15 protein-coding genes and 2 pseudogenes are annotated in these 19541 nt (G+C 46.4%); 14 read left to right on the top strand and 3 right to left on the bottom strand.

Annotated features, from left to right (window positions below):
* Window positions 1-150 precede the first annotated feature (150 nt).
* The 5 genes and pseudogenes from purB to K2G43_RS09950 all read left to right on the top strand — a co-directional run bounded on the left by purB (window position 151) and on the right by K2G43_RS09950 (window position 5404).
* Window positions 151-1497: an adenylosuccinate lyase gene (purB, locus tag K2G43_RS09970; RefSeq protein WP_300154717.1), complete on the top strand. Its 1347-nt coding sequence runs from the start codon at window positions 151-153 to the stop codon at window positions 1495-1497.
* Window positions 1498-1615: 118 nt separating this feature from the next.
* On the top strand, window positions 1616-3064 hold the full coding sequence (locus tag K2G43_RS09965) for a pseudouridine synthase (protein ID WP_297644979.1): 1449 nt from the start codon (window positions 1616-1618) through the stop codon (window positions 3062-3064).
* Window positions 3065-3093: 29 nt separating this feature from the next.
* The gene (asnS, locus tag K2G43_RS09960) at window positions 3094-4497 is read left to right on the top strand and encodes an asparagine--tRNA ligase (protein WP_297644976.1); all 1404 of its coding nucleotides are present in this window, start codon (window positions 3094-3096) and stop codon (window positions 4495-4497) included.
* A gap of 19 nt (window positions 4498-4516) precedes the next feature.
* Window positions 4517-4663 (top strand): annotated as a pseudogene (locus K2G43_RS09955) (helix-turn-helix domain-containing protein); the annotation flags it as partial.
* Between the two features lie 3 nt (window positions 4664-4666).
* Entirely contained in the window at window positions 4667-5404 is a 738-nt protein-coding gene (locus K2G43_RS09950) for an IS3 family transposase (protein ID WP_300154720.1), read from the top strand.
* An 88-nt stretch (window positions 5405-5492) separates the two neighbouring features.
* On the opposite strand, the gene K2G43_RS09945 is transcribed toward K2G43_RS09950, so the two are convergent.
* Entirely contained in the window at window positions 5493-5843 is a 351-nt protein-coding gene (locus K2G43_RS09945) for a translation initiation factor (RefSeq protein WP_300154714.1), read from the bottom strand.
* Window positions 5844-6225: 382 nt separating this feature from the next.
* On the opposite strand from K2G43_RS09945, the gene K2G43_RS09940 reads away from it, so the two are divergent.
* From K2G43_RS09940 to K2G43_RS09905, 8 genes are all read left to right on the top strand, one after another.
* Entirely contained in the window at window positions 6226-6882 is a 657-nt protein-coding gene (locus tag K2G43_RS09940) for a redox-sensing transcriptional repressor Rex (protein ID WP_300154711.1), read from the top strand.
* On the top strand, window positions 6882-7499 hold the full coding sequence (locus K2G43_RS09935; protein ID WP_300154708.1) for a fumarylacetoacetate hydrolase family protein: 618 nt from the start codon (window positions 6882-6884) through the stop codon (window positions 7497-7499). The genes K2G43_RS09940 and K2G43_RS09935 overlap by 1 nt, the downstream gene beginning before the upstream one ends.
* 184 nt (window positions 7500-7683) lie before the next feature.
* Window positions 7684-9303, top strand: coding sequence for a DUF6377 domain-containing protein (locus tag K2G43_RS09930; protein ID WP_297645307.1), 1620 nt, complete (start codon window positions 7684-7686; stop codon window positions 9301-9303).
* Between the two features lie 302 nt (window positions 9304-9605).
* The gene (locus K2G43_RS09925) at window positions 9606-12554 is read left to right on the top strand and encodes a TonB-dependent receptor (RefSeq protein ID WP_300154703.1); all 2949 of its coding nucleotides are present in this window, start codon (window positions 9606-9608) and stop codon (window positions 12552-12554) included.
* Between the two features lie 23 nt (window positions 12555-12577).
* A complete protein-coding gene (locus K2G43_RS09920; protein WP_297644196.1) occupies window positions 12578-14272 on the top strand; it encodes a RagB/SusD family nutrient uptake outer membrane protein in 1695 nt (564 codons plus the stop codon).
* Window positions 14273-14288: 16 nt separating this feature from the next.
* Window positions 14289-15590, top strand: a complete 1302-nt coding sequence (locus tag K2G43_RS09915) for a histidine-type phosphatase (protein ID WP_300154699.1) — start codon at window positions 14289-14291, stop codon at window positions 15588-15590.
* Between the two features lie 156 nt (window positions 15591-15746).
* On the top strand, window positions 15747-16226 hold the full coding sequence (gene ispF / locus K2G43_RS09910) for a 2-C-methyl-D-erythritol 2,4-cyclodiphosphate synthase (protein WP_297644198.1): 480 nt from the start codon (window positions 15747-15749) through the stop codon (window positions 16224-16226).
* A gap of 36 nt (window positions 16227-16262) precedes the next feature.
* Window positions 16263-17279 (top strand): metallophosphoesterase family protein, encoded by a 1017-nt coding sequence (locus K2G43_RS09905; protein ID WP_300154695.1) that lies wholly within the window; start codon window positions 16263-16265, stop codon window positions 17277-17279.
* 24 nt (window positions 17280-17303) lie between these two features.
* On the opposite strand, the gene K2G43_RS09900 is transcribed toward K2G43_RS09905, so the two are convergent.
* The gene (locus tag K2G43_RS09900) at window positions 17304-18155 is read right to left on the bottom strand and encodes a hypothetical protein (RefSeq protein ID WP_300154692.1); all 852 of its coding nucleotides are present in this window, start codon (window positions 18153-18155) and stop codon (window positions 17304-17306) included.
* 675 nt (window positions 18156-18830) lie between these two features.
* On the opposite strand from K2G43_RS09900, the pseudogene K2G43_RS09895 reads away from it, so the two are divergent.
* Window positions 18831-18926, top strand: a pseudogene (locus K2G43_RS09895) (flavodoxin); the annotation flags it as partial.
* Between the two features lie 61 nt (window positions 18927-18987).
* Here the strand turns inward: K2G43_RS09895 and K2G43_RS09890 are convergent.
* Window positions 18988-19458 carry a hypothetical protein gene (locus tag K2G43_RS09890; RefSeq protein ID WP_300154689.1) on the bottom strand — a complete coding sequence of 157 codons (471 nt, stop codon included), beginning with the start codon at window positions 19456-19458 and terminating at the stop codon, window positions 18988-18990.
* Window positions 19459-19541: the final 83 nt, after the last annotated feature.

Genomic DNA, 19541 nt, shown 5'->3' with positions numbered 1-19541 from the left:
ATGTTCAGATTGGCTACTTTGTACGCATAAAGGAAATGGATACCAACCAGAAATATCCGCTGACCCCTAAATTCTTTCCTTTTTATATCTTGTTACTCGGAAAAAAGCAGTATTTTTGTTGTCTGATAATTATCATCATAAATACGACGTATGGAACTTGATTTACTTACCGCAATCTCTCCGATTGACGGTCGATATAGGGGCAAGACGGACGCTCTGGCCGCCTATTTCTCAGAATTTGCACTGATAAAATACCGTGTACAGGTTGAAGTGGAGTACTTCATCACATTGTGTGAACTGCCCTTGCCGCAACTGCAAGGCGTGGAAAAATCAGTGTTTGAGACCTTGAGAAACATTTATCGCAACTTCTCCGAGGCCGATGCTGCCCGCATTAAGGAGATTGAGAGCGTAACCAACCATGATGTGAAGGCTGTAGAGTACTTCTTGAAAGAGGAATTCGATAAGCTGGGTGGAATGGATGATTACAAGGAGTTCATTCATTTTGGATTGACTTCGCAAGATATCAACAATACATCCATTCCGTTGTCCGTAAAGGAGGCATTGGAAAAAGTCTATTATCCGCTGATTGAAGAGTTGATAACACAGCTCCGTACCTATGCAGAAGAGTGGGCGGCTATTCCGATGCTTGCCAAGACGCATGGACAGCCGGCTTCTCCTACCCGTTTGGGAAAGGAGGTGATGGTCTTTGTTTACCGTCTGGAGCGTCAGCTCGCTACGTTGAAGGCCTGCCCGATAATGGCGAAGTTCGGCGGTGCTACGGGTAACTACAACGCCCATCATGTGGCATATCCAGAATATGACTGGAAGGCTTTCGGCAACCAGTTCGTTGCAGAGAAGTTGGGCTTGGAACGTGAGGAATATACTACCCAAATTTCCAACTACGATAATTTGTCAGCCATTTTCGATGCCATGAAACGCATCAATACGGTGATGATTGATATGAACCGTGACTTCTGGCAGTACATCTCCATGGAATACTTCAAGCAGAAAATCAAAGCCGGAGAAGTGGGCTCCAGTGCCATGCCGCACAAGGTGAATCCGATTGATTTTGAAAATGCGGAAGGAAACTTGGGTATGGCGAATGCCATTCTTGAACATTTGGCGGTGAAGCTGCCGGTATCTCGTTTGCAGCGGGATTTGACGGATTCTACAGTACTTCGCAATGTGGGTACGCCGTTTGGACACATCGTTATCGCCATACAAAGCTCTTTGAAGGGGTTGCGCAAACTTTTGCTGAACGAGCCGGCCATTTACCGGGATTTGGATAATTGTTGGAGTGTGGTGGCTGAAGCTATCCAGACTATTCTGCGCCGTGAAGCATATCCGCATCCGTACGAGGCACTGAAAGCATTGACCCGTACTAATCAGGCTATTACGGAGGTTTCTATCAAGGAATTCATAGAAGGACTGGACGTAAGCGAAGAGGTGAAGAAGGAGTTGCGTGTGATTACGCCGCATACTTATACAGGAATCTGAAAAGATAAAAGAAGCCGGAGATCTTTTGACTCCGGCAATCGTTATAGAAACATATAAATATCATAGTATAAATGAATGGCCGTGAGGCCAAGGTTTAATTTTATTCGAATAGAAAACAATGAGTACAGAAAACGAAACTTGGCGTGATGCTTCTTCCTCTGAGGAGAACTTCGGCGCCGGCCGTGATGGTAATCAATTTTACAGAGAAGGGGGCTACAGCCGTCCGTCTTACAATCGTGAAAACGGAGATCGCTCTTATCGTCCGCGATTCAATAGTGGCAATGGTGACCGTTCTCAGCGTGTTTATAACAATGAACGTCCTTACCGTCCGCGTTTTAATTCGACAGAGAATGGCGACCGTCCCTTCCGTTCCCGTTATAATAATAGCGAAAACGGCGAGCGTCCTTATCGTCCACGTTACAACAATGGCAGTGATGACCGTCCGCAACGTCCCTACGGAAATAATTCGGGCGACCGTCCTTTCCGCTCTCACTACAACAATGACAATGGTGACCGTCCTCAGCGTTCTTATAATTCGGGTGGATATTCTCCACGCCCTCGTTATAATGCAGAAGGAGGAGACCGTCCTCAACGTCCTTATAACAGCGACCGTCCTTATCGTCCCCGCTACAACAATAGTGAGGAGGGTGACCGTCCGCAACGTCCTTTTTATGGAAATAATTCGGGCTATCGTCCGCGCTTCAATTCAGGTGAAGGACGTCCCGGTGGATATAATAACAACAGAGGCGGTTACAACCGTCCTTTCCGTCGTACGGCTGATTACGATCCGAACGCCAAGTATAGCAAGAAGAAGCAGATTGAGTATAAGGAGCAGTTTGTTGATCCGAACGAGCCGATTCGCTTAAATAAGTTCTTGGCGAATGCTGGAGTTTGCTCTCGTCGCGAGGCTGATGAATTTATTACGGCAGGAGTGGTCACGGTGAACGGAGAAGTGGTGACAGAATTGGGCACTAAAATTAAGCATGGCGATGAAGTGAAGTTCCACGATCAGCCGGTCAGCATCGAACGTAAAATTTATGTGTTGCTGAACAAGCCGAAAGACACGGTGACCACTTCAGACGATCCGCAGGCACGCCGCACGGTGATGGATCTGGTGAAAGGGGCTTGCGATGAACGTATCTATCCTGTAGGCCGTCTGGACCGTAACACTACCGGTGTGTTGCTGTTGACTAATGACGGTGATTTGGCTTCTAAACTGACGCATCCAAAGTATCTGAAGAAGAAAATATATCACGTGCATTTGGATAAGAATTTGACGAAGGCCGATATGGAACAGATTGCAGCGGGCGTTCAGCTGGATGATGGAGAAATCCATGCAGACGCTATCAGCTATACGGATGAGGTGAAGAAAGATGATGTCGGTATTGAAATCCATTCCGGAAAGAACCGCATCGTGCGCCGTATTTTCGAATCGTTAGGCTATAAGGTCATAAAGTTGGATCGTGTTTACTTCGCGGGTTTGACGAAGAAGGGCTTGCGTCGCGGTGAATGGCGTTACCTCACGGAGCAGGAGGTGAACTTCCTGCGTATGGGTTCTTTTGAGTAATATATATAATAAGGTCTAAAAACTGTTTTATGGAAAAAATTAGTAGAACAAAGATTGTTGATTTGCTGAAGCGTGAAGACTTTGGCGTGATGGTCAACGTGAAAGGATGGGTTCGTACCCGCAGAGGTAGTAAGCAAGTAAACTTTATTGCGCTGAATGACGGTTCTACAATAAATAATGTGCAGGTTGTAGTGGATTTGGCAAACTTTGATGAAGAGATGCTGAAGGAAATCACTACGGGCGCTTGTCTGAGCGTGAACGGTTTGTTGACGGAATCTGTAGGTTCCGGTCAGAAAGCTGAGATTCAGGCTCGTGAAATAGAAGTGTTGGGTGTTTGCGATAATACTTATCCGTTGCAGAAGAAGGGGCACTCCATGGAATTCCTTCGTGAGATTGCTCATCTGCGTCCCCGTACCAATACGTTCGGTGCTGTATTCCGCATTCGCCATAACATGGCGATTGCCATTCATAAGTTCTTTCATGAGAGAGGTTTCTTCTATTTCCATACGCCGATTATCACAGCTTCCGATTGTGAAGGTGCCGGACAGATGTTTCAGGTGACAACGAAGAACTTGTATGACTTGAAAAAGGATGAGAACGGTTCCATCATTTACGATGACGACTTTTTCGGAAAGCAGGCGAGTCTGACGGTTTCCGGTCAATTGGAAGGTGAGCTGGCAGCTACGGCATTGGGTGCTATCTATACGTTTGGTCCTACGTTCCGTGCCGAGAATTCTAATACTCCCCGTCATTTGGCTGAATTTTGGATGATTGAGCCGGAGGTTGCATTCAACGATATCACGGACAATATGGATTTGGCGGAAGACTTCATCAAGTATTGTGTGCAGTGGGCTTTAGATAATTGTGCCGATGATGTGAAGTTCCTCAATGACATGTTCGACAAGGGGTTGATTGAACGTCTGCAAGGCGTTTTAAAGAAGGATTTCGTGCGTCTGCCTTATACGGAAGGCATCAAGATTTTGGAAGAGGTTGTTGCCAAAGGGCATAAGTTTGAGTTTCCGGTATATTGGGGCGTTGATTTGGCTTCCGAACACGAACGCTATTTGGTGGAAGAGCATTTCAAGTGTCCGGTGATTTTGACCGATTATCCAAAGGAAATCAAGGCGTTCTACATGAAGCAGAACGAAGATGGAAAGACGGTTCGTGCCATGGACGTGTTGTTTCCGAAGATTGGCGAGATTATCGGTGGTTCCGAGCGCGAGGCTGATTACAAGAAGCTGATGACACGCATCGAGGAGCTTCATATCCCGATGAAGGATATGTGGTGGTATCTTGATACCCGTAAGTTCGGTACATGCCCTCACTCCGGCTTCGGATTGGGATTTGAACGTCTGCTGTTGTTTGTTACAGGTATGACGAACATTCGTGATGTGATACCGTTCCCACGCACGCCGCGTAACGCTGAATTTTAGTAAGTAGAAATACTGATCAATGAACTGCACCCCAAAAGTTTTGTGTCTAACTTTTGGGGTGCATTATTATAGACACAACAATTATGAAGAACGGCTGGATATAGTCAGTCGCATTCTCTGCGGAGAAACAATTGATTCAATATGTCGAGAGTTCCAACTTGACAGGAAGATGGTCAGGCAATGGCTGCTTCGCTATCAGAAGTACGGCGAGGACGGTCTGCGAGGAACGCGGTCATATCATTACTCTACAGCAGAAAAATTAAAAATTGTAGAAGAATTTACGGTCAAAGGCGTACCTTTTCAGAAACTTTGTCTCCGTTATGATCTGAACCGCTCCACCATCCAGAGGTGGGTCAGGACAGCGCAGCAAGGTATCTCACTCAATAACAAACGACGAGGACGCCCACCCAAAGATATGGCAAGACCAAAGAAAAGAGAACCACAGACCGAACTTGAGAAGCTTCAGGCAGAGAACTTCCGTCTGAGAGCGGAGAATGCGCTGCTAAAAAAAAGTAGAGGCCTTAGTCAAGGAACAGGAAGCCAGAGCACGTCTCAATGGGCAAAAGCCATCGACGAACTAAGGTCGGAATATCCTCTTGACTTACTTTTAGAGTTGAGACAGATGGCTGGTTCGGTATTCTATTATCATTTGAAGCGTCTGAAGGCAAAAGACAAATGTGCGAGTGAGAAAGAAATGATTAAATCAATTTTTCACGCTCATAAGGGGCGTTACGGTTATCGCCGTGCAACTGCTGAAATGCGCAACAATGACGTTGTTCTTAATCACAAGACTGTTCAGCGACTGATGGTGCAGATGGGGCTTAAAAGTCAAATCCGCAAAGTACGCTACCGTTCATATAAAGAGCAGTCGGACGCATTGCTCCAAACATCATCAACCGAGACTTGAACAAGCTCTAAATATGTAAATAATAATAGATTAAAAAATAGAGTGTCATAGCAGTGAATACTTTGTTTATGCTTGAACTTTTCGCTTTTCATCCTACTGGTTTCGTCTGTGTATATCCCTCTTTCTTCAGCAGTTCCAGCACTTTCTGTCTGAAGTCGCCCTGTACGATGATTTCCCCTTCTTTGGCACTGCCGCCGACGCCGCATTTGCTTTTCAGCAGTTTGCCCAAGTCTTTCAGGTCATCTTCCGTTCCTACAAAGCCGGTGACAAGGGTCACTACCTTGCCGCCCCGGTTCTTGCGGTCCAGTTGTACGCGCAGGCGTTGCTGGGCAGGTGGGAGAGTAGTTTCTTCTTCTTTTTCTTCGTTGGTTTCGTAATTATAATCAGGGTTGGTTGAATAGACTACGTTCAACCGTTCTTTCCAATCATTCTTTTTCATATTTTTTTCGTTAATGGTATCAAAATCACAACTTTTTCATTTAAGGAATTAGGTGAGTTCTCACTCCGCTTTGTTCCGTTAGGAGTTATAGGAGGTAGTGCCGATACGCTTGTGTATGATGCCGTTGCCGAAGTTTCGGTTTTACCCCCCTAAGCCAGCTTGTCGGCTGATATTTCTTTTTACCTCCTCTAACTTCGTTAAATGAAAAGTGTACCAAAAGTAATACATTGTGTGGAGTTATGCAATTTTTAGGAGTTTTTATCTTGTGCTCTGACACAGCTTCTTTGTAGAAATTTGTTAAGCTTTTGTCGCGTCCATATAGTTGATTGGAAAAAAAGCACTATTTTTGCCAAGCGCAAAACGTGAACCTAAATAGAAAATTATGAGCAGTTCGTTGCATAATAGAGTAGCAGTCAAAGTGCCGGAACCTACCTTGCGCCGGCTTCCGTGGTATCTTTCTAATGTAAAGTTACTGAAGCAAAAGGGCGAGAACTTTGTTTCTTCTACTCAGATTTCTAAGGAGACCAACATTGACGCCTCGCAAATAGCCAAAGACCTTTCGTATGTGAACATTGCAGGGCGCACGCGCGTGGGTTATGAAGTGGATGCGCTGATAGCCGTATTGGAAGATTTTTTAGGATTCACCAATATGCACAAAGCTTTTCTTTTCGGTGTCGGAAGTTTGGGAGGTGCCTTGTTGCACGATTCGGGTTTGAATCATTTCGGCTTGGAGATTGTAGCTGCATTCGATGTGAAGCCCGGGCTGGTGGGCACCACGCTGAACGGTATCCCTATTTATCATTCGGATGAGTTTATGCAGAAGATGCGTGAGTATGATGTCAATATCGGTGTGTTGACAGTACCTATTGAAATAGCTCAGCAGATAACGGACACGATGGTGGCGGGTGGTATCAAGGCGGTGTGGAACTTTACTCCGTTCCGAATCCGCGTTCCCGAAGACATTGTTGTTCAGAACACTTCCCTTTATGCCCATCTGGCAGTGATGTTTAACCGACTGAATTTTAACAAAATCAAATAATGAAGATTATTGCCGTAGGAATGAACTATGCCCTGCACAACCGGGAATTGGGGCATACGCAGGAGAACAAGGAACCGGTTATATTTATGAAGCCCGACTCGGCTATTCTGAAAGATGGCAAGCCTTTCTTTATTCCGGACTTCTCCAATGAGGTGCACTATGAGACGGAAGTGGTGGTGCGCATCTGCCGTCTGGGAAAGAACATTGCGCCTCGTTTCGCACACCGCTATTACGATGCGGTGACGGTGGGCATTGACTTTACCGCCCGCGACTTGCAGCGCAAGTTCCGCGAGGCTGGCAATCCGTGGGAACTCTGCAAGGGGTTCGACAATTCGGCAGCGATTGGCACGTTTGTTCCGTTGGAACAGGTGGGGGGCGATGTGCAGAATCTGAACTTCCACCTGACGATTGATGACCGGGAGGTGCAACGGGGCCATACATCGGACATGCTGTTCCGGGTGGATGATATCATTGCGTATGTCAGCCGCTTTATGACACTGAAAATAGGCGATTTGCTCTTCACGGGTACACCGGCGGGCGTAGGGCCTGTCAGCATCGGGCAGCATCTGCAAGGGTATCTGGGGGAAGAGAAAGTACTCGATTTCAATATACGCTGATTGGCATTCGGGATTTTGTCCGTAAACCTCTATGTTAGCTTACTAAACTTCTGCTTTATAACGCTAAAGTACCCCTTTACTAACCTCGTCCAAACATCTTCTGTCCAAAAAAACTTTGTAATCGACGGGTAAATGTTTACTTTTGTGGTATAATCTTGAACTATAGACAGAGAAATCGTATTGCATGAAACGTTTGTTTGCCATCCTTTTCGCTTTGTTTTGCACTATGCCTTTATTCTGCCAAGATAGAGAGGTGGATTCATTGCTTCGGGTGCTTGATACATCTGTGCAGGGGCGTGAACGATACACACTGGAACGTCAGTCTCAAATCAATGCCTTGCAGTGCCAATTGAAGGCTACCCGTTCCGATGCGGAATTGCTGGAAATCTATCAGGAGTTGTTCGGCAAATACAGCGCCTACCGCATGGACTCTGCCTTGTGGGCAGCAAACCGTTGCGTGGAAGTAGCCCAGCGTATGTCCGTAGCATCGCATCTCTACTCTGCCCGTATGCGTGTGGCAGAGGTGATGATTGGTACAGGAATGTATAAGGAAGGACTGGAAATTTTGGAAAATATTCCCCAGAAGGAACTGGGTGCGATAGATATGTTCTACTACTATAATCTTTATCATAAAGTGTACACGCTGATGGCATCCTATGCTTTTTCAGAAGAATTGCAGGCGTCATACTCCCGGCTGGCATATCAATACAAAGACTCCATTCTGCGTGTGAAGCATCCCGATTCGCAAGGCTATCAACTGATTTTGGGCGACAAACTACTATATGAGGGTAAGTATGACGAAGCCATAGGGGTTTTGGAGGGTTGCTATGATATCCATAGCCGGAAGGACTTCAACCTTGCCATTCCTTCTGTTGCATTGGCAGGCGTTTATGGTGCCAAAGGAGACCACAAGCAAGAAAAGAAATATCTTGCCATCTCGGCAATAGCTGACGTGCAAAGCGGAACAAAGGAATACATATCGCTTTGGAAACTTGCCAACCTGCTCTATGGCGAGGGCGACATAGAACGTGCATATACCTATATGGAATGCTCCATACAAGATGCTACCTTCTGTAATGCCCACTACCGTACGATGGAGATTTCAAGGATGTTGCCTGTCATCAACTCCACCTACGAGACCAAGTTGCATGAGGAAAAAGAACAGCTGCTCACCTTATTTATATGGATATCCATCCTGGCGGCGGCATTGCTGGTAGCCTTGGTCTATATTTATCATCAGATGAAGCGCCTTTCCCTTGCCAGAAAGACCATGGATGGCATGAACAAGGAATTGAAGCACATCAACGGTGACTTGCAGGAACTGAATGCTCGGTTGCAGGAGTCGAATCGTGTGAAGGAGGAGTATATCGGCTACGTCTTCAACATGTGTTCCGTCTATATAGACAAGCAGGAAGAATTCCGCAAGATGCTGGCAAGGAAAGTGAAGGCCGGGCAGTTGGACGATCTGGTGAAAGCCATCCACTCCACCACCTTTGTCACCAGCGACTTGAAAGAATTCTTCCATACGTTCGACAGCGTCTTTCTGAAACTCTATCCTAAGTTTGTGAATGACTTTAATAACCTTTTGCAGGAGAACAAGCGCATTTATCCTAAAGAGGGCGAACTGCTGACTCCGGAACTCCGTGTGTTTGCCTTGATTCGGTTGGGAATTTCAGATAGTGGAAAGATTGCCACCTTCCTGCATTACTCTTCGCAGACCGTATATAATTACCGCTTGAAAGTGCGGAGCAAATCCTTCCTTTCTAAAGAAGATTTCCTGAATATGGTGCAGAAAATAGGGTAAAACTCCTCCTATGCCCTCTATGTGAATCTACTTTCTTATTTCCTGCTTATTTTTACAATATATTGTTTTTTAAAGTTTTATAGATAAAGCTAATCTGCTTGCGTTTACTTTAAGCTTCTACCCGCCTTTTTCGCGGGACAGTTAATCATATACCTTTGCAACATCGACAAAAGATTAAAGTTAACTGTAATTTTTTGATAAGTATTAGTTAAGAAGATTGGGTCTAAGGATTGCAAGGAACCGAGCGTGCTTGGTTCCTTTTCTTGGCAAACATTATTTTTATTAATTATATATTGTATTATATGAAAAGCATGATTAAAATCGCAAAGAGTATTCTCCCGTTGCTGGGATTGCTCTTGTCTTTGTCACTTTCGGCACAAGATGTTGCAGTGAAAGGACATGTGAAAGACCACACAGGTGAACCACTGATTGGGGCTAACATCTTGATAAAGGGTGCCTCTGTGGGAACTATCTCTGATGTGGACGGTAACTTTATTTTGAAAGCTGCCGTCAATGATATTCTCTCCATTACATGTATCGGTTTTAAGGGCCAGGAACTGACGGTTACCGGCAGCAATACACCGCTCGTCATCACTTTGCAGGAAGATACGGAGATGCTGGACGAAGTCGTTGTAATCGGTTACGGTCAAGTGAAGAAAGGGGATGTCACTGGTTCTCTGCTAACTGTAAAGCCGGACGAACTGAACAAAGGAAAACAATTGACTGCCGAAGACGCTCTGGTGGGTAAGGTTGCCGGTGTGAACATTGTACCGGGTAGCGGTGCTCCGGGTAGCGGCGGTACCATCCGTATCCGTATGGGAGCTTCTTTGTCAGCAGACAACGATCCACTGATAGTTATCGACGGTGTGCCTGTCAGCAACGCCTCCATCAGCTCTATCAACCCGAATGACATTGCTTCGTTTACGGTATTGAAAGATGCTTCGGCAACAGCCATCTACGGTTCGCGTGCCTCCAACGGTGTCATCATTATCACTACGAAGAAAGGAAGCACCGACGGTGTTTCACGTCCCTCTTTCAGCTATAGTGCCAACGTGACGGTGGGCAATGTGTATAAGAAACTGGATGTACTCTCCGCTTCCGAATATCGCGAAACCTTTGCCAAGTATGCCAATGCTCCGGAGGCTTTCAAGCTGGGTGATGTCAATACCGACTGGCAGGACGAAATCTACCGCGTGGCAATGGGTACAGACCACAACCTCTCCATGACTGGTGCTTTGAAGAATATGCCTTACCGCGTGTCCGTGGGCTATACCAACCAGAACGGTACGTTGAAAAACAACAACTACCAGCGCCTCAATGCCAGTATCGGTTTGTCGCCCAAGTTCTTCGACAAGCATCTCTCTGTTGACATCAATATCAAGGGTAGCATTGAGGACGAAAAGCCGGTTTCCACCAGTGTCATCGGAAGTGCCGTAGGTTTTGACCCTACACGCCCTGTATATCAGAATTATGACGGTAATGTAGGTTTGGGTTACTATATGTGGATGGGTGCAAGTAATACCCCCATCACGTTAGCTGCCTCAAACCCCGTCTCCGACTTGGAACTTGCCGACAAGCAGAACAAGACCAAACGCTCCATCGGTAATATTGCCCTCGATTATAAGATACACGGTTTTGAAGACTTTCGACTGAACCTGAATATGGGGTATGATTTCCTGACGGAAGACAAACACGATAACATGCCTGATTTGGCCCCCGCTATGTACACCGGCAACGAACAGGATGGTACCGGAAAGCGTTATACATATCATAACGACAAACGCAATACACTACTCGACTTCTATGCCAACTATGCCAAAGACTTCAACGACCATAATCTCAATGTCATGGCTGGTTACGGCTGGCAACGTTTCTGGTACAAGAACCATGATACCACTACCGACACCAAGGGTGAGGATCTTACCTCTCCCAAGCACGAGGAAGCTGAACTTTACCTGCTCTCCTTCTACGGTCGATTGAACTACTCTTGGAAACAGCGTTATATGCTGACTGCTACGTTACGTGCCGATGCTTCTTCTCGCTTCTCGCCCAAGACACGTTGGGGCTACTTCCCTTCCGTAGCCGCTGCATGGCGTGTGAACGATGAGGCTTTCTTGGCAGACAACAAAATCGTATCCGACCTGAAACTCCGTTTGAGCTACGGTCAGACCGGCCAGCAGTCCATCGGTTCCTATTACCAGCATTTGTCCACCTATACTGCATCTTACGATGAGTCCAGATACTTGTTCGGTAACAAGTGGTACACCACCTACCGTCCCAACGGCTACGATCCCAACATTAAATGGGAAACTACAGAAACTTACAACATCGGCATCGACTACGGTTTCTTGAACAACCGCATCTCGGGTACGATTGACTACTACTGGCGTAACACGAAAGACCTGCTGAACGACATTTTTGTACCTGCCGGCAGTAACTTCACCAACCGTATCGAAACCAACATCGGTGATATGGAAAGCAAAGGTCTTGAAGTTGGTGTGAACTTGGTTCCCATCCAGACCAAAGATTGGGAATGGAACATCAGCGGTAACTTCACTTGGAATACCTCAAAGATTACTAAGCTGAATACCATCGACAACGAGAGCAACTACGTAAAGACAGGTAACGCCGGAGGTACAGGCCGCTATCTGCAAGTACACATGGTAGGCGAGACTCCGAATACCTATTATCTGCTGAAGCAAGCTTATGACGAAAACGGACAGCCGCTGGACGGTAAATACATTGCCAAAGACGGCTCCATCACTTCTAGCGAAGAAGACTCTAACAAGTACGTCACTGGCAAGAGTTCCAAGGCCCCTTATTATTGCGGTCTGTCCACCCGACTGTCCTACAAGAATTGGGATTTGGGCATCAACGGACACGGTAGCTTCGGTTTCTATGTCTATAACTATGTGGCTGCTTCCAACTCCTTGGATGCACTCTATGGCAGCAACGGCGTTTCCAGCAACATCCTGCGTTCTACGCTCGAAAACAAGTTTACGCAAGACCGCCAGTTCACCGACCATTTCCTGGAGAGAGGCAACTTCTTTCGTATAGACAATATCACCATCGGTCATACGTTCAATAAACTATGGAACGACGGGACATCGCTCCGTCTCTCCTTCGCCGTACAGAATGTATGCACTTTGAGCGGATACTCTGGTCTTGATCCGGAGCTTTATAACGGAATTGATAAAAACATCTATCAGCGTCCGCGTACGTTCATGCTGGGAGTTAACCTTAATTTTTAATGACTAAAAACAGATACATGATTATGAAAACTGGATATTTCAAATTAGTAACAGTATGTTTGCTGGCTGTGTCACTTTTTGCTTCTTGTTTGGGCGACCTGGATACATTGCCGCTGGATGATAACGAACTGACCGGTGAGATGGTGTACTCTACTCCCGAGGGCTATATCGGCATGATTGCCAAGTGTTATGCTGCCCTGATACAGACAGGGCAGAAGGGTGGTGACGGAGGAGACGGCGATGTGTCGGGCATCGATGAAGGATATTCTGGTTATACTCGTGCCTTGTTCTACTTGCAGGAAGCTTGTACGGATGAAATCGTATTCCAGTCCGGTGGCAGCAAGGGTGTACGTGCCATGCTTTACTTGAATTGGGATGCTTCTACTGAGATTGTGGGTTATCCTTATTACCGTCTTTTCATGACCATTAACTATTGCAACGAGTTCCTACGTGAATGTACAGAGAGCAAACTGCAGGAGAGAGGTGTGTATGAAGCCTTGAAAGACGAGTATCAATACTATTGTGCAGAAGCCCGCTTCATCCGTGCTTATAGTTACAGCATGCTCTGCGACCTTTACGGTTCTACACCCTTCGTGGACGAAACGATGGAAGTAGGTGACATTCCCAAGCAAGCCACCCGCAAGGAAATCTACAACTTTGTGGTGTCCGAACTGGAAGAATTGACCACCCAGCTGAAAGAACCCAAAAAGAACGAATATGCCCGTGTGGATCGTGTAGCAGCCTGGTTCTTGCTGTCACGTGTTTACTTGAATGCCGAAACTTGGGTAGGAAAGAATGAATACACAAACGCATACAAATATGCCAAAAAGGTAATTACGGAAGGTAATTATCCGCTGGCTTCCGATTATCGCCACATCTTCTTGGCAGACAATGAAACTTGTTCTGAAATCATCTGGCCGCTGGTGCAGGATGCAGACTATGCGCAAGGTAGCGCAGGTACTAACTTCCTGATTAAGGCGTTGATGAATGGAGATATGGGCAACTATATCCGGATAGGTGTGAATGGCACTTGGGGCAATGCTCGCGTAAAGACACAGCTGGTGGATATGTTCGAAGAAGAAGACCAGATTTTTGTGACAGATGACATCTGGGGGAACGGCAAGAAAGACAAGCGTGCCCAATTCTTCTCTATCGGCCACACCAAAGAAACTTGGGTAGAAGGCAAGGAGTTCCAGAGCGATTTCAATAACGGCTACGCCTGCATCAAGTGGAGAAACGTGCGCAAAGACGGCAGTGAACTGGAACCAGGCGGCACGAAGTACTCTTCTGTCGATTATCCGATGTTCCGTACGGCAGATGCCTATTTGATGGCGGCTGAGGCTATTCTGCGTGGCGCCGAAGGTGGTTCGCGTACTGAAGCGTTGGAGTATGTGAATGAAATCAGAGACCGTGCTTACATGTCCGGCAAATATGGTAATGGCGTATCGGGACGCATCAGCGACAGTCGGTTGAATCTTGATTTCCTTTTGGATGAACGTGCCCGCGAGTTGCACATGGAGTTGGTTCGCCGTACGGACCTGATTCGTTTTGGTAAGTTCACCAAGGGATATAACTGGGACTGGAAAGGTAGTGATAATGGCGTGACAGGTTCTTACATGGGTAAGGATGTGGACGACAAATACAACCTCTTTCCCATTCCGCAGGACGAGTTTACTACCAATCCTAATTTGACACAAAATCCTGATTTCTTGAACTGAAAAGCTTTATTATCCTATGAATTTTAGATTGAAACGAATCGTTTTTTCTACCATTCTTTTTGCCACATTGACTGTGCATACATCGTCGTATGCACAAGCCACGCGCGAAGAAATCTTCGATAACATTGCCGTTACCGGAGGAGTGTATTATGCCTATCCGGCACCGGGTGTACAGACCAAGGCACCGAAAGGTTACGAGCCTTTCTATATCAGTCACTTCGGACGTCATGGCTCGCGCTGGCTGATTTCTGACGAGGAGTATATCCGTGTGATGGAAGTGTTTGAAAAGGCACATCTGGCGGGTAAACTCACTCCGCTGGGCGAAGATGTGCGCGAGCGGTTGGCTATTGTCTGGGCAGATGCCGAAGGACACGGTGGAGACTTGAGCCCAGTGGGCGTGGATCAGCAGCGCGGTATTGCCGAACGTATGTATCAGGCATTTCCCGAAGTCTTTAAAGGTGCGCCGGAGATGTCGGCATGTGCCACACTCGTAATACGTTGTGTACTCAGTATGGATGCCTTTTGCGAACGTCTGAAGGAGTTCAATCCCCAGCTGAAGATTGAGCGTGAATCCAGCAACAAATACATGCCTTACTTGAACTTTCATACGCAGGAAGCCATGAAGTTCACTTCGCACAAGGGACCTTGGTACGAGGAGTTCCGCAAATTCGAGAAGAGCCATATTCGTCCCGAACGTCTGATGAACTCACTTTTCTCCGATAAAGAGTTTGTCCATAAACGTGTGAATCCGGAGGAACTGATGCGCGGTCTTTATGCGATAGCCTCAGACATGCAGAACGTGGAGCTGGAAGTATCGTTCTATGATATTTTTGAGAAGCAAGAGTTATTCGATATTTGGCAGATACACAACTACAAGAACTACGTGTGCGACGGTCCCTCGCCCATGACCAACGGACTGATGGTGGCAAACGCCAAACCGACATTGGAGAACATCATTGCCGCTGCCGATGAGGCTATTGCTTCGGGTAGAAACTCGGCTACTTTCCGCTTTGCACATGATGGAAACATTATCCCTCTGGCAGGATTGATGAAGTTGGAGAACTGCTATAACGAGGAGGCCGACCCCGATAAGTTCTATCAGGCGTGGTGCAATTACAAGGTTGCGCCGATGGCAGGAAATATACAGCTGGTGTTCTTCCGCAAGAAAGGCTCGCCGGAAGATGTGATTGTAAAACTGTTGCTACACGAGCATGAAGTAAGTATCCCGGTGAAGACGGATATGGCTCCTTTCTATCACTGGCAAGATGTGAGAGCTTTTTATAAAGGAATTGTAGACAGCCTGCCCGACAGACCGTAACATATTCTTCATACTCCATATCGATTGCACGGTTTACGTTCGATTTTTTTCCCACAAGGGGAGCAAAAAACGGCGTAATCCGTGCAATTTGTGTCTTGTTTCTTCTCTTGTTCCTATTTTTTCCGTACTTTCGTATCAACTTAAAGAAGCAACAATATGAAGATACGTGTAGGTTTCGGTTTCGATGTCCACCAATTGGTGGCGGGACGCGAGTTGTGGCTGGGCGGTATCCGCCTGGAACATGAGAAAGGTTTGCAGGGGCATTCGGATGCGGACGTGCTCATCCATGCCATTTGTGACGCATTGCTGGGAGCGGCCAATATGCGCGACATCGGTTACCACTTCCCCGATACGGCGGGTGAGTTCAAGAATATAGACAGCAAGATTCTGTTGAAAAAGACTGTCGGATTGATAGCGACGAAGGGCTATTCCGTAGGCAATATAGATGCCACCGTTTGCGCCGAACGTCCCAAGCTGAAAGCCCGCATCCCCGAGATGCAACAGACCCTTGCTGCCGTGATGGGGATTGATGAAGACGATGTTTCCATCAAGGCTACTACCACAGAGAAATTGGGCTTTACGGGCAGGGAAGAGGGTATTTCCGCTTATGCCACCGTGTTGATAGCCAAAGAGTGATTATCTCGTTTCTTTTTTACTAAAAACATTCATAATATGAAGAAAACATTCTTTACTTTCTGCTTGGCATGCCTATTTGCCGGTCTTTGTCGGGCGCAAGTCTCTCCTTTGAAGTTCGATAAGAACGGTTCGTTTAAAATTGTCCAGTTTACGGATGTGCATTTTAAGTATGGTAATCCCGCTTCGGATGTTGCCTTGAAGCGTATTGGCGAAGTGATTGATGCCGAACATCCCGACCTGGTGGTTTTTACGGGCGATGTGATATATGCCGCACCCGGTGATATAGGTATGCGTACGGTGCTTTCCTGTGTTTCCGAACGTAAGGTGCCTTTTGTCGTGACTTTTGGCAATCACGACGACGAACAAGGAAAGACACGTGCCGAACTCTATGACATCATCCGTTCCGTGCCTTTCAATCTGCAGCCCGACCGTGGAAGCAAGGAGTCTCCCGACCACGTTCTTACGGTGAAGTCTTCGGATGGCAAGAAAGACGCGGCCTTGCTCTATTGCATAGACTCGCACTCTTATTCCAAACTGCCTGATGTGAAGGGCTATGATTGGCTTACTTTCGACCAAGTGGATTGGTATCGTCGGCAAAGTGCCTCCTATAAGGCTGCGAACGGCGGGCAACCGCTTCCGGCGTTGGCGTTCTTCCACATCCCCCTGCCGGAATATAACGAGGCGGCAGCCTCTGAAACGGCTATTCTGCGGGGCACGCGTATGGAAACAGCGTGCGCTCCTGCCATGAACACAGGTATGTTTACTGCCATGAAGGAGGCGGGCGATGTGATGGGAATCTTCGTCGGACACGACCACGACAACGATTATTCGGTGATGTGGAGAGGCATCCTTTTGGCTTACGGCCGCTATACCGGCGGTAATACCGTGTACAATCACCTTCCCAACGGTGCGCGTGTGATTCAGCTGAAAGAAGGGGAACGTACCTTTACGACCTGGATTCACCTGAAAGGCGGCGTGGTGACAGACAAGACCGTCTATCCCGATAGCTATGTGAAGGACGACTGGAAGAAGCGTCCGTTGACGACAGAATAAGAAGCCGAATGCCGAATGCCCGGCTTACTCTTTCTTGATGTGCGTAAGCCGGGTATATCGGGTGTTCCCTATCATATAAGTACGTGCGATGCGTGCCGATGCTATTCTTATGATTTCCCCTACCTGATAGGCGTGTTCGACGGCGGGCAACTGGCAGGAAGTCCGGCTTGCCGTGCGGGCATTGATGCGGCATGATACCATATTCCCTGCGGCATCTTTCAACTTCAGCACTTGGCGCACATAGAAGTAGGGCGTGGCACCTTTCACCTGTGTCTTATAGGGATTGTCCTCCACTTTGACGCTGAGCACGGTCAGGGTCAGATTTTCCACTTTTTCTCCTTCCTTCCCTAAGAAGCGGTTTCCGCTGTTTGCTTGTTGCATTTTTCTCCGTTGGATGTCCAGGTGGACAGAATGATAGATGCCGGCGATTTGCACGAAACGTTCTTGTTTAGGTATTTTCGGCTCAAATTTAAAAGCTATCCATGAGAGGTAGTCGGGGTCTATGCGCAGTATCTCGTGCAGGAAGTGCCCGCGATACTTTCCGAAGAAGACGATGTCATCCCCCCTGTTTTGCATCCTTTTGGCGTTGTACTCCACCAGAAACAGGCATCGGGGGGAGTAGAAACATAGCGTGCTTGCCATCCGTAGCGCTTCATGAACATCTGCGGAGAGGTCGCAAATGAAGAAGATGGATTGCCGTTCGGGCAGGGGAGAGTAAATCCACAGGGTGTATAAGGGGTGTTCCGGACGTGGCAATGCCACAAGATATGCGCCCGTCTCTTTGTAGGAGACTCTTCCTTCGTTGTACATGTTCAGTTTGCCGTACAACGAATCTTGTTCTGCCTGGGATATGCCCGGAATCAACAGATTTGCCATCTTTCACCCCGTTTTCTTCAAAAATACGGCTTTTATGGCAAACTATCAAGTTTTAGGGCTGAAAAATGTCTTTCTTTCTTTTGAAAAAGCCAACTTATCCGTAGTCGGGTAGGCTGGCTTTTTATTCTTCCGGGATTTGAAGCAACGGCGTTTCTTTATCCTTTTTTTTAGCATTACTTTGGTTTTAATAAAGTGTCACTTTAATCCCGATAAAGAACTGCTTTAATCCTAATAAAGTGTTACTTTAATCCCGATAAAGTTTTACTTTAAAAAAGATAAAGAGAAAATAAAGTATGATGTCGCTGATTGATAGTCTGTTATGCTATGTGGATGTTGGGTGTCGCATGCTGTTAATCCAACTATCGGATGCTCCTTTTTATGAATTAGGGAATGGCTTTACAAGTTGTTTTATAATCAAACTCGCATTGGAAGTGTTTGCATAAAGGAGCGAATAAATCATTCCGGGTATGTTTCCTGAAAAAAAGGATGCTAAACCCGTATTTTGTGTATGATGGTTTGTGTGGCGAATACCTACTTTTGCAACCGAACAGGGAGGCATCCGGGCATATAGGTATCTGCCTGCATTGAGACATCACTCCGAAACTGCTTACAACATTGCCGGGCATCGTAGAGGTGTTCTCGAAAAAACAGCCAGCAAAGGAATAAGAACAATCTCCCTTCGCCACTTCGGGTGGCAGCACCATCGGCAACAGCGTGGAGGAACTGAAAAAAGCATATCCGGACATCAACAGGCAGGAGGGCAAGTTGTAAAGAAAGCCAACTTATCCATTCAAATAGATAGGTTGGCTACCTCGTTAATAGAATGATAGTTCTAAATATTATTTTCTTCTATGAATTTATCTCTTTGTTTAAAGAAGAGGAAACATAATTCTTTCAAATCTTCGTATTTAATCTGCCCTATCATCGTTCTCTCAAAGTGTTTATCCTTTTCTTTCCCTTTCCAAGAACCATCTGTTATATTTAGGTATTCACCTTCGGGCACGATTCGTAGATGGGCGAAAGCGTTCCGTAGGTGGTTGAAGAAAGCAACGGCCTTATTATTTTCATCCTGTTCACGGATTGTAAAATGAAGTTTGTCCTTTTCGATAGTCGTCGGAAGAACATCCTTTTCTTTTGCTTCTATTACAATATTTTTATTATCCAAGTAGGCTTGAATATCATGGTTCCAATCATAGAGAAAGATTGAATTGTCCTCCAAATTACGCATGACATCATAATAGAAGAAATGTACTTTATCAGGAGATAAGATACTCTTCTCGTATTTAGGCATTGTATAATCCATAGTTATGGCTCACCCGATAATCATTGGGGGTAACTATTTGTAGTTTTCTTTAAAGTGATTACTTTTGTAATATGACAGAAGCA

The organism is Bacteroides sp. (assembly GCF_029057325.1).
GTDB lineage: Bacteria > Bacteroidota > Bacteroidia > Bacteroidales > Bacteroidaceae > Bacteroides.
The sequence above is the reverse complement of the archived record's forward strand: the minus strand, read 5'-3'. Positions and strand labels throughout refer to the sequence as shown.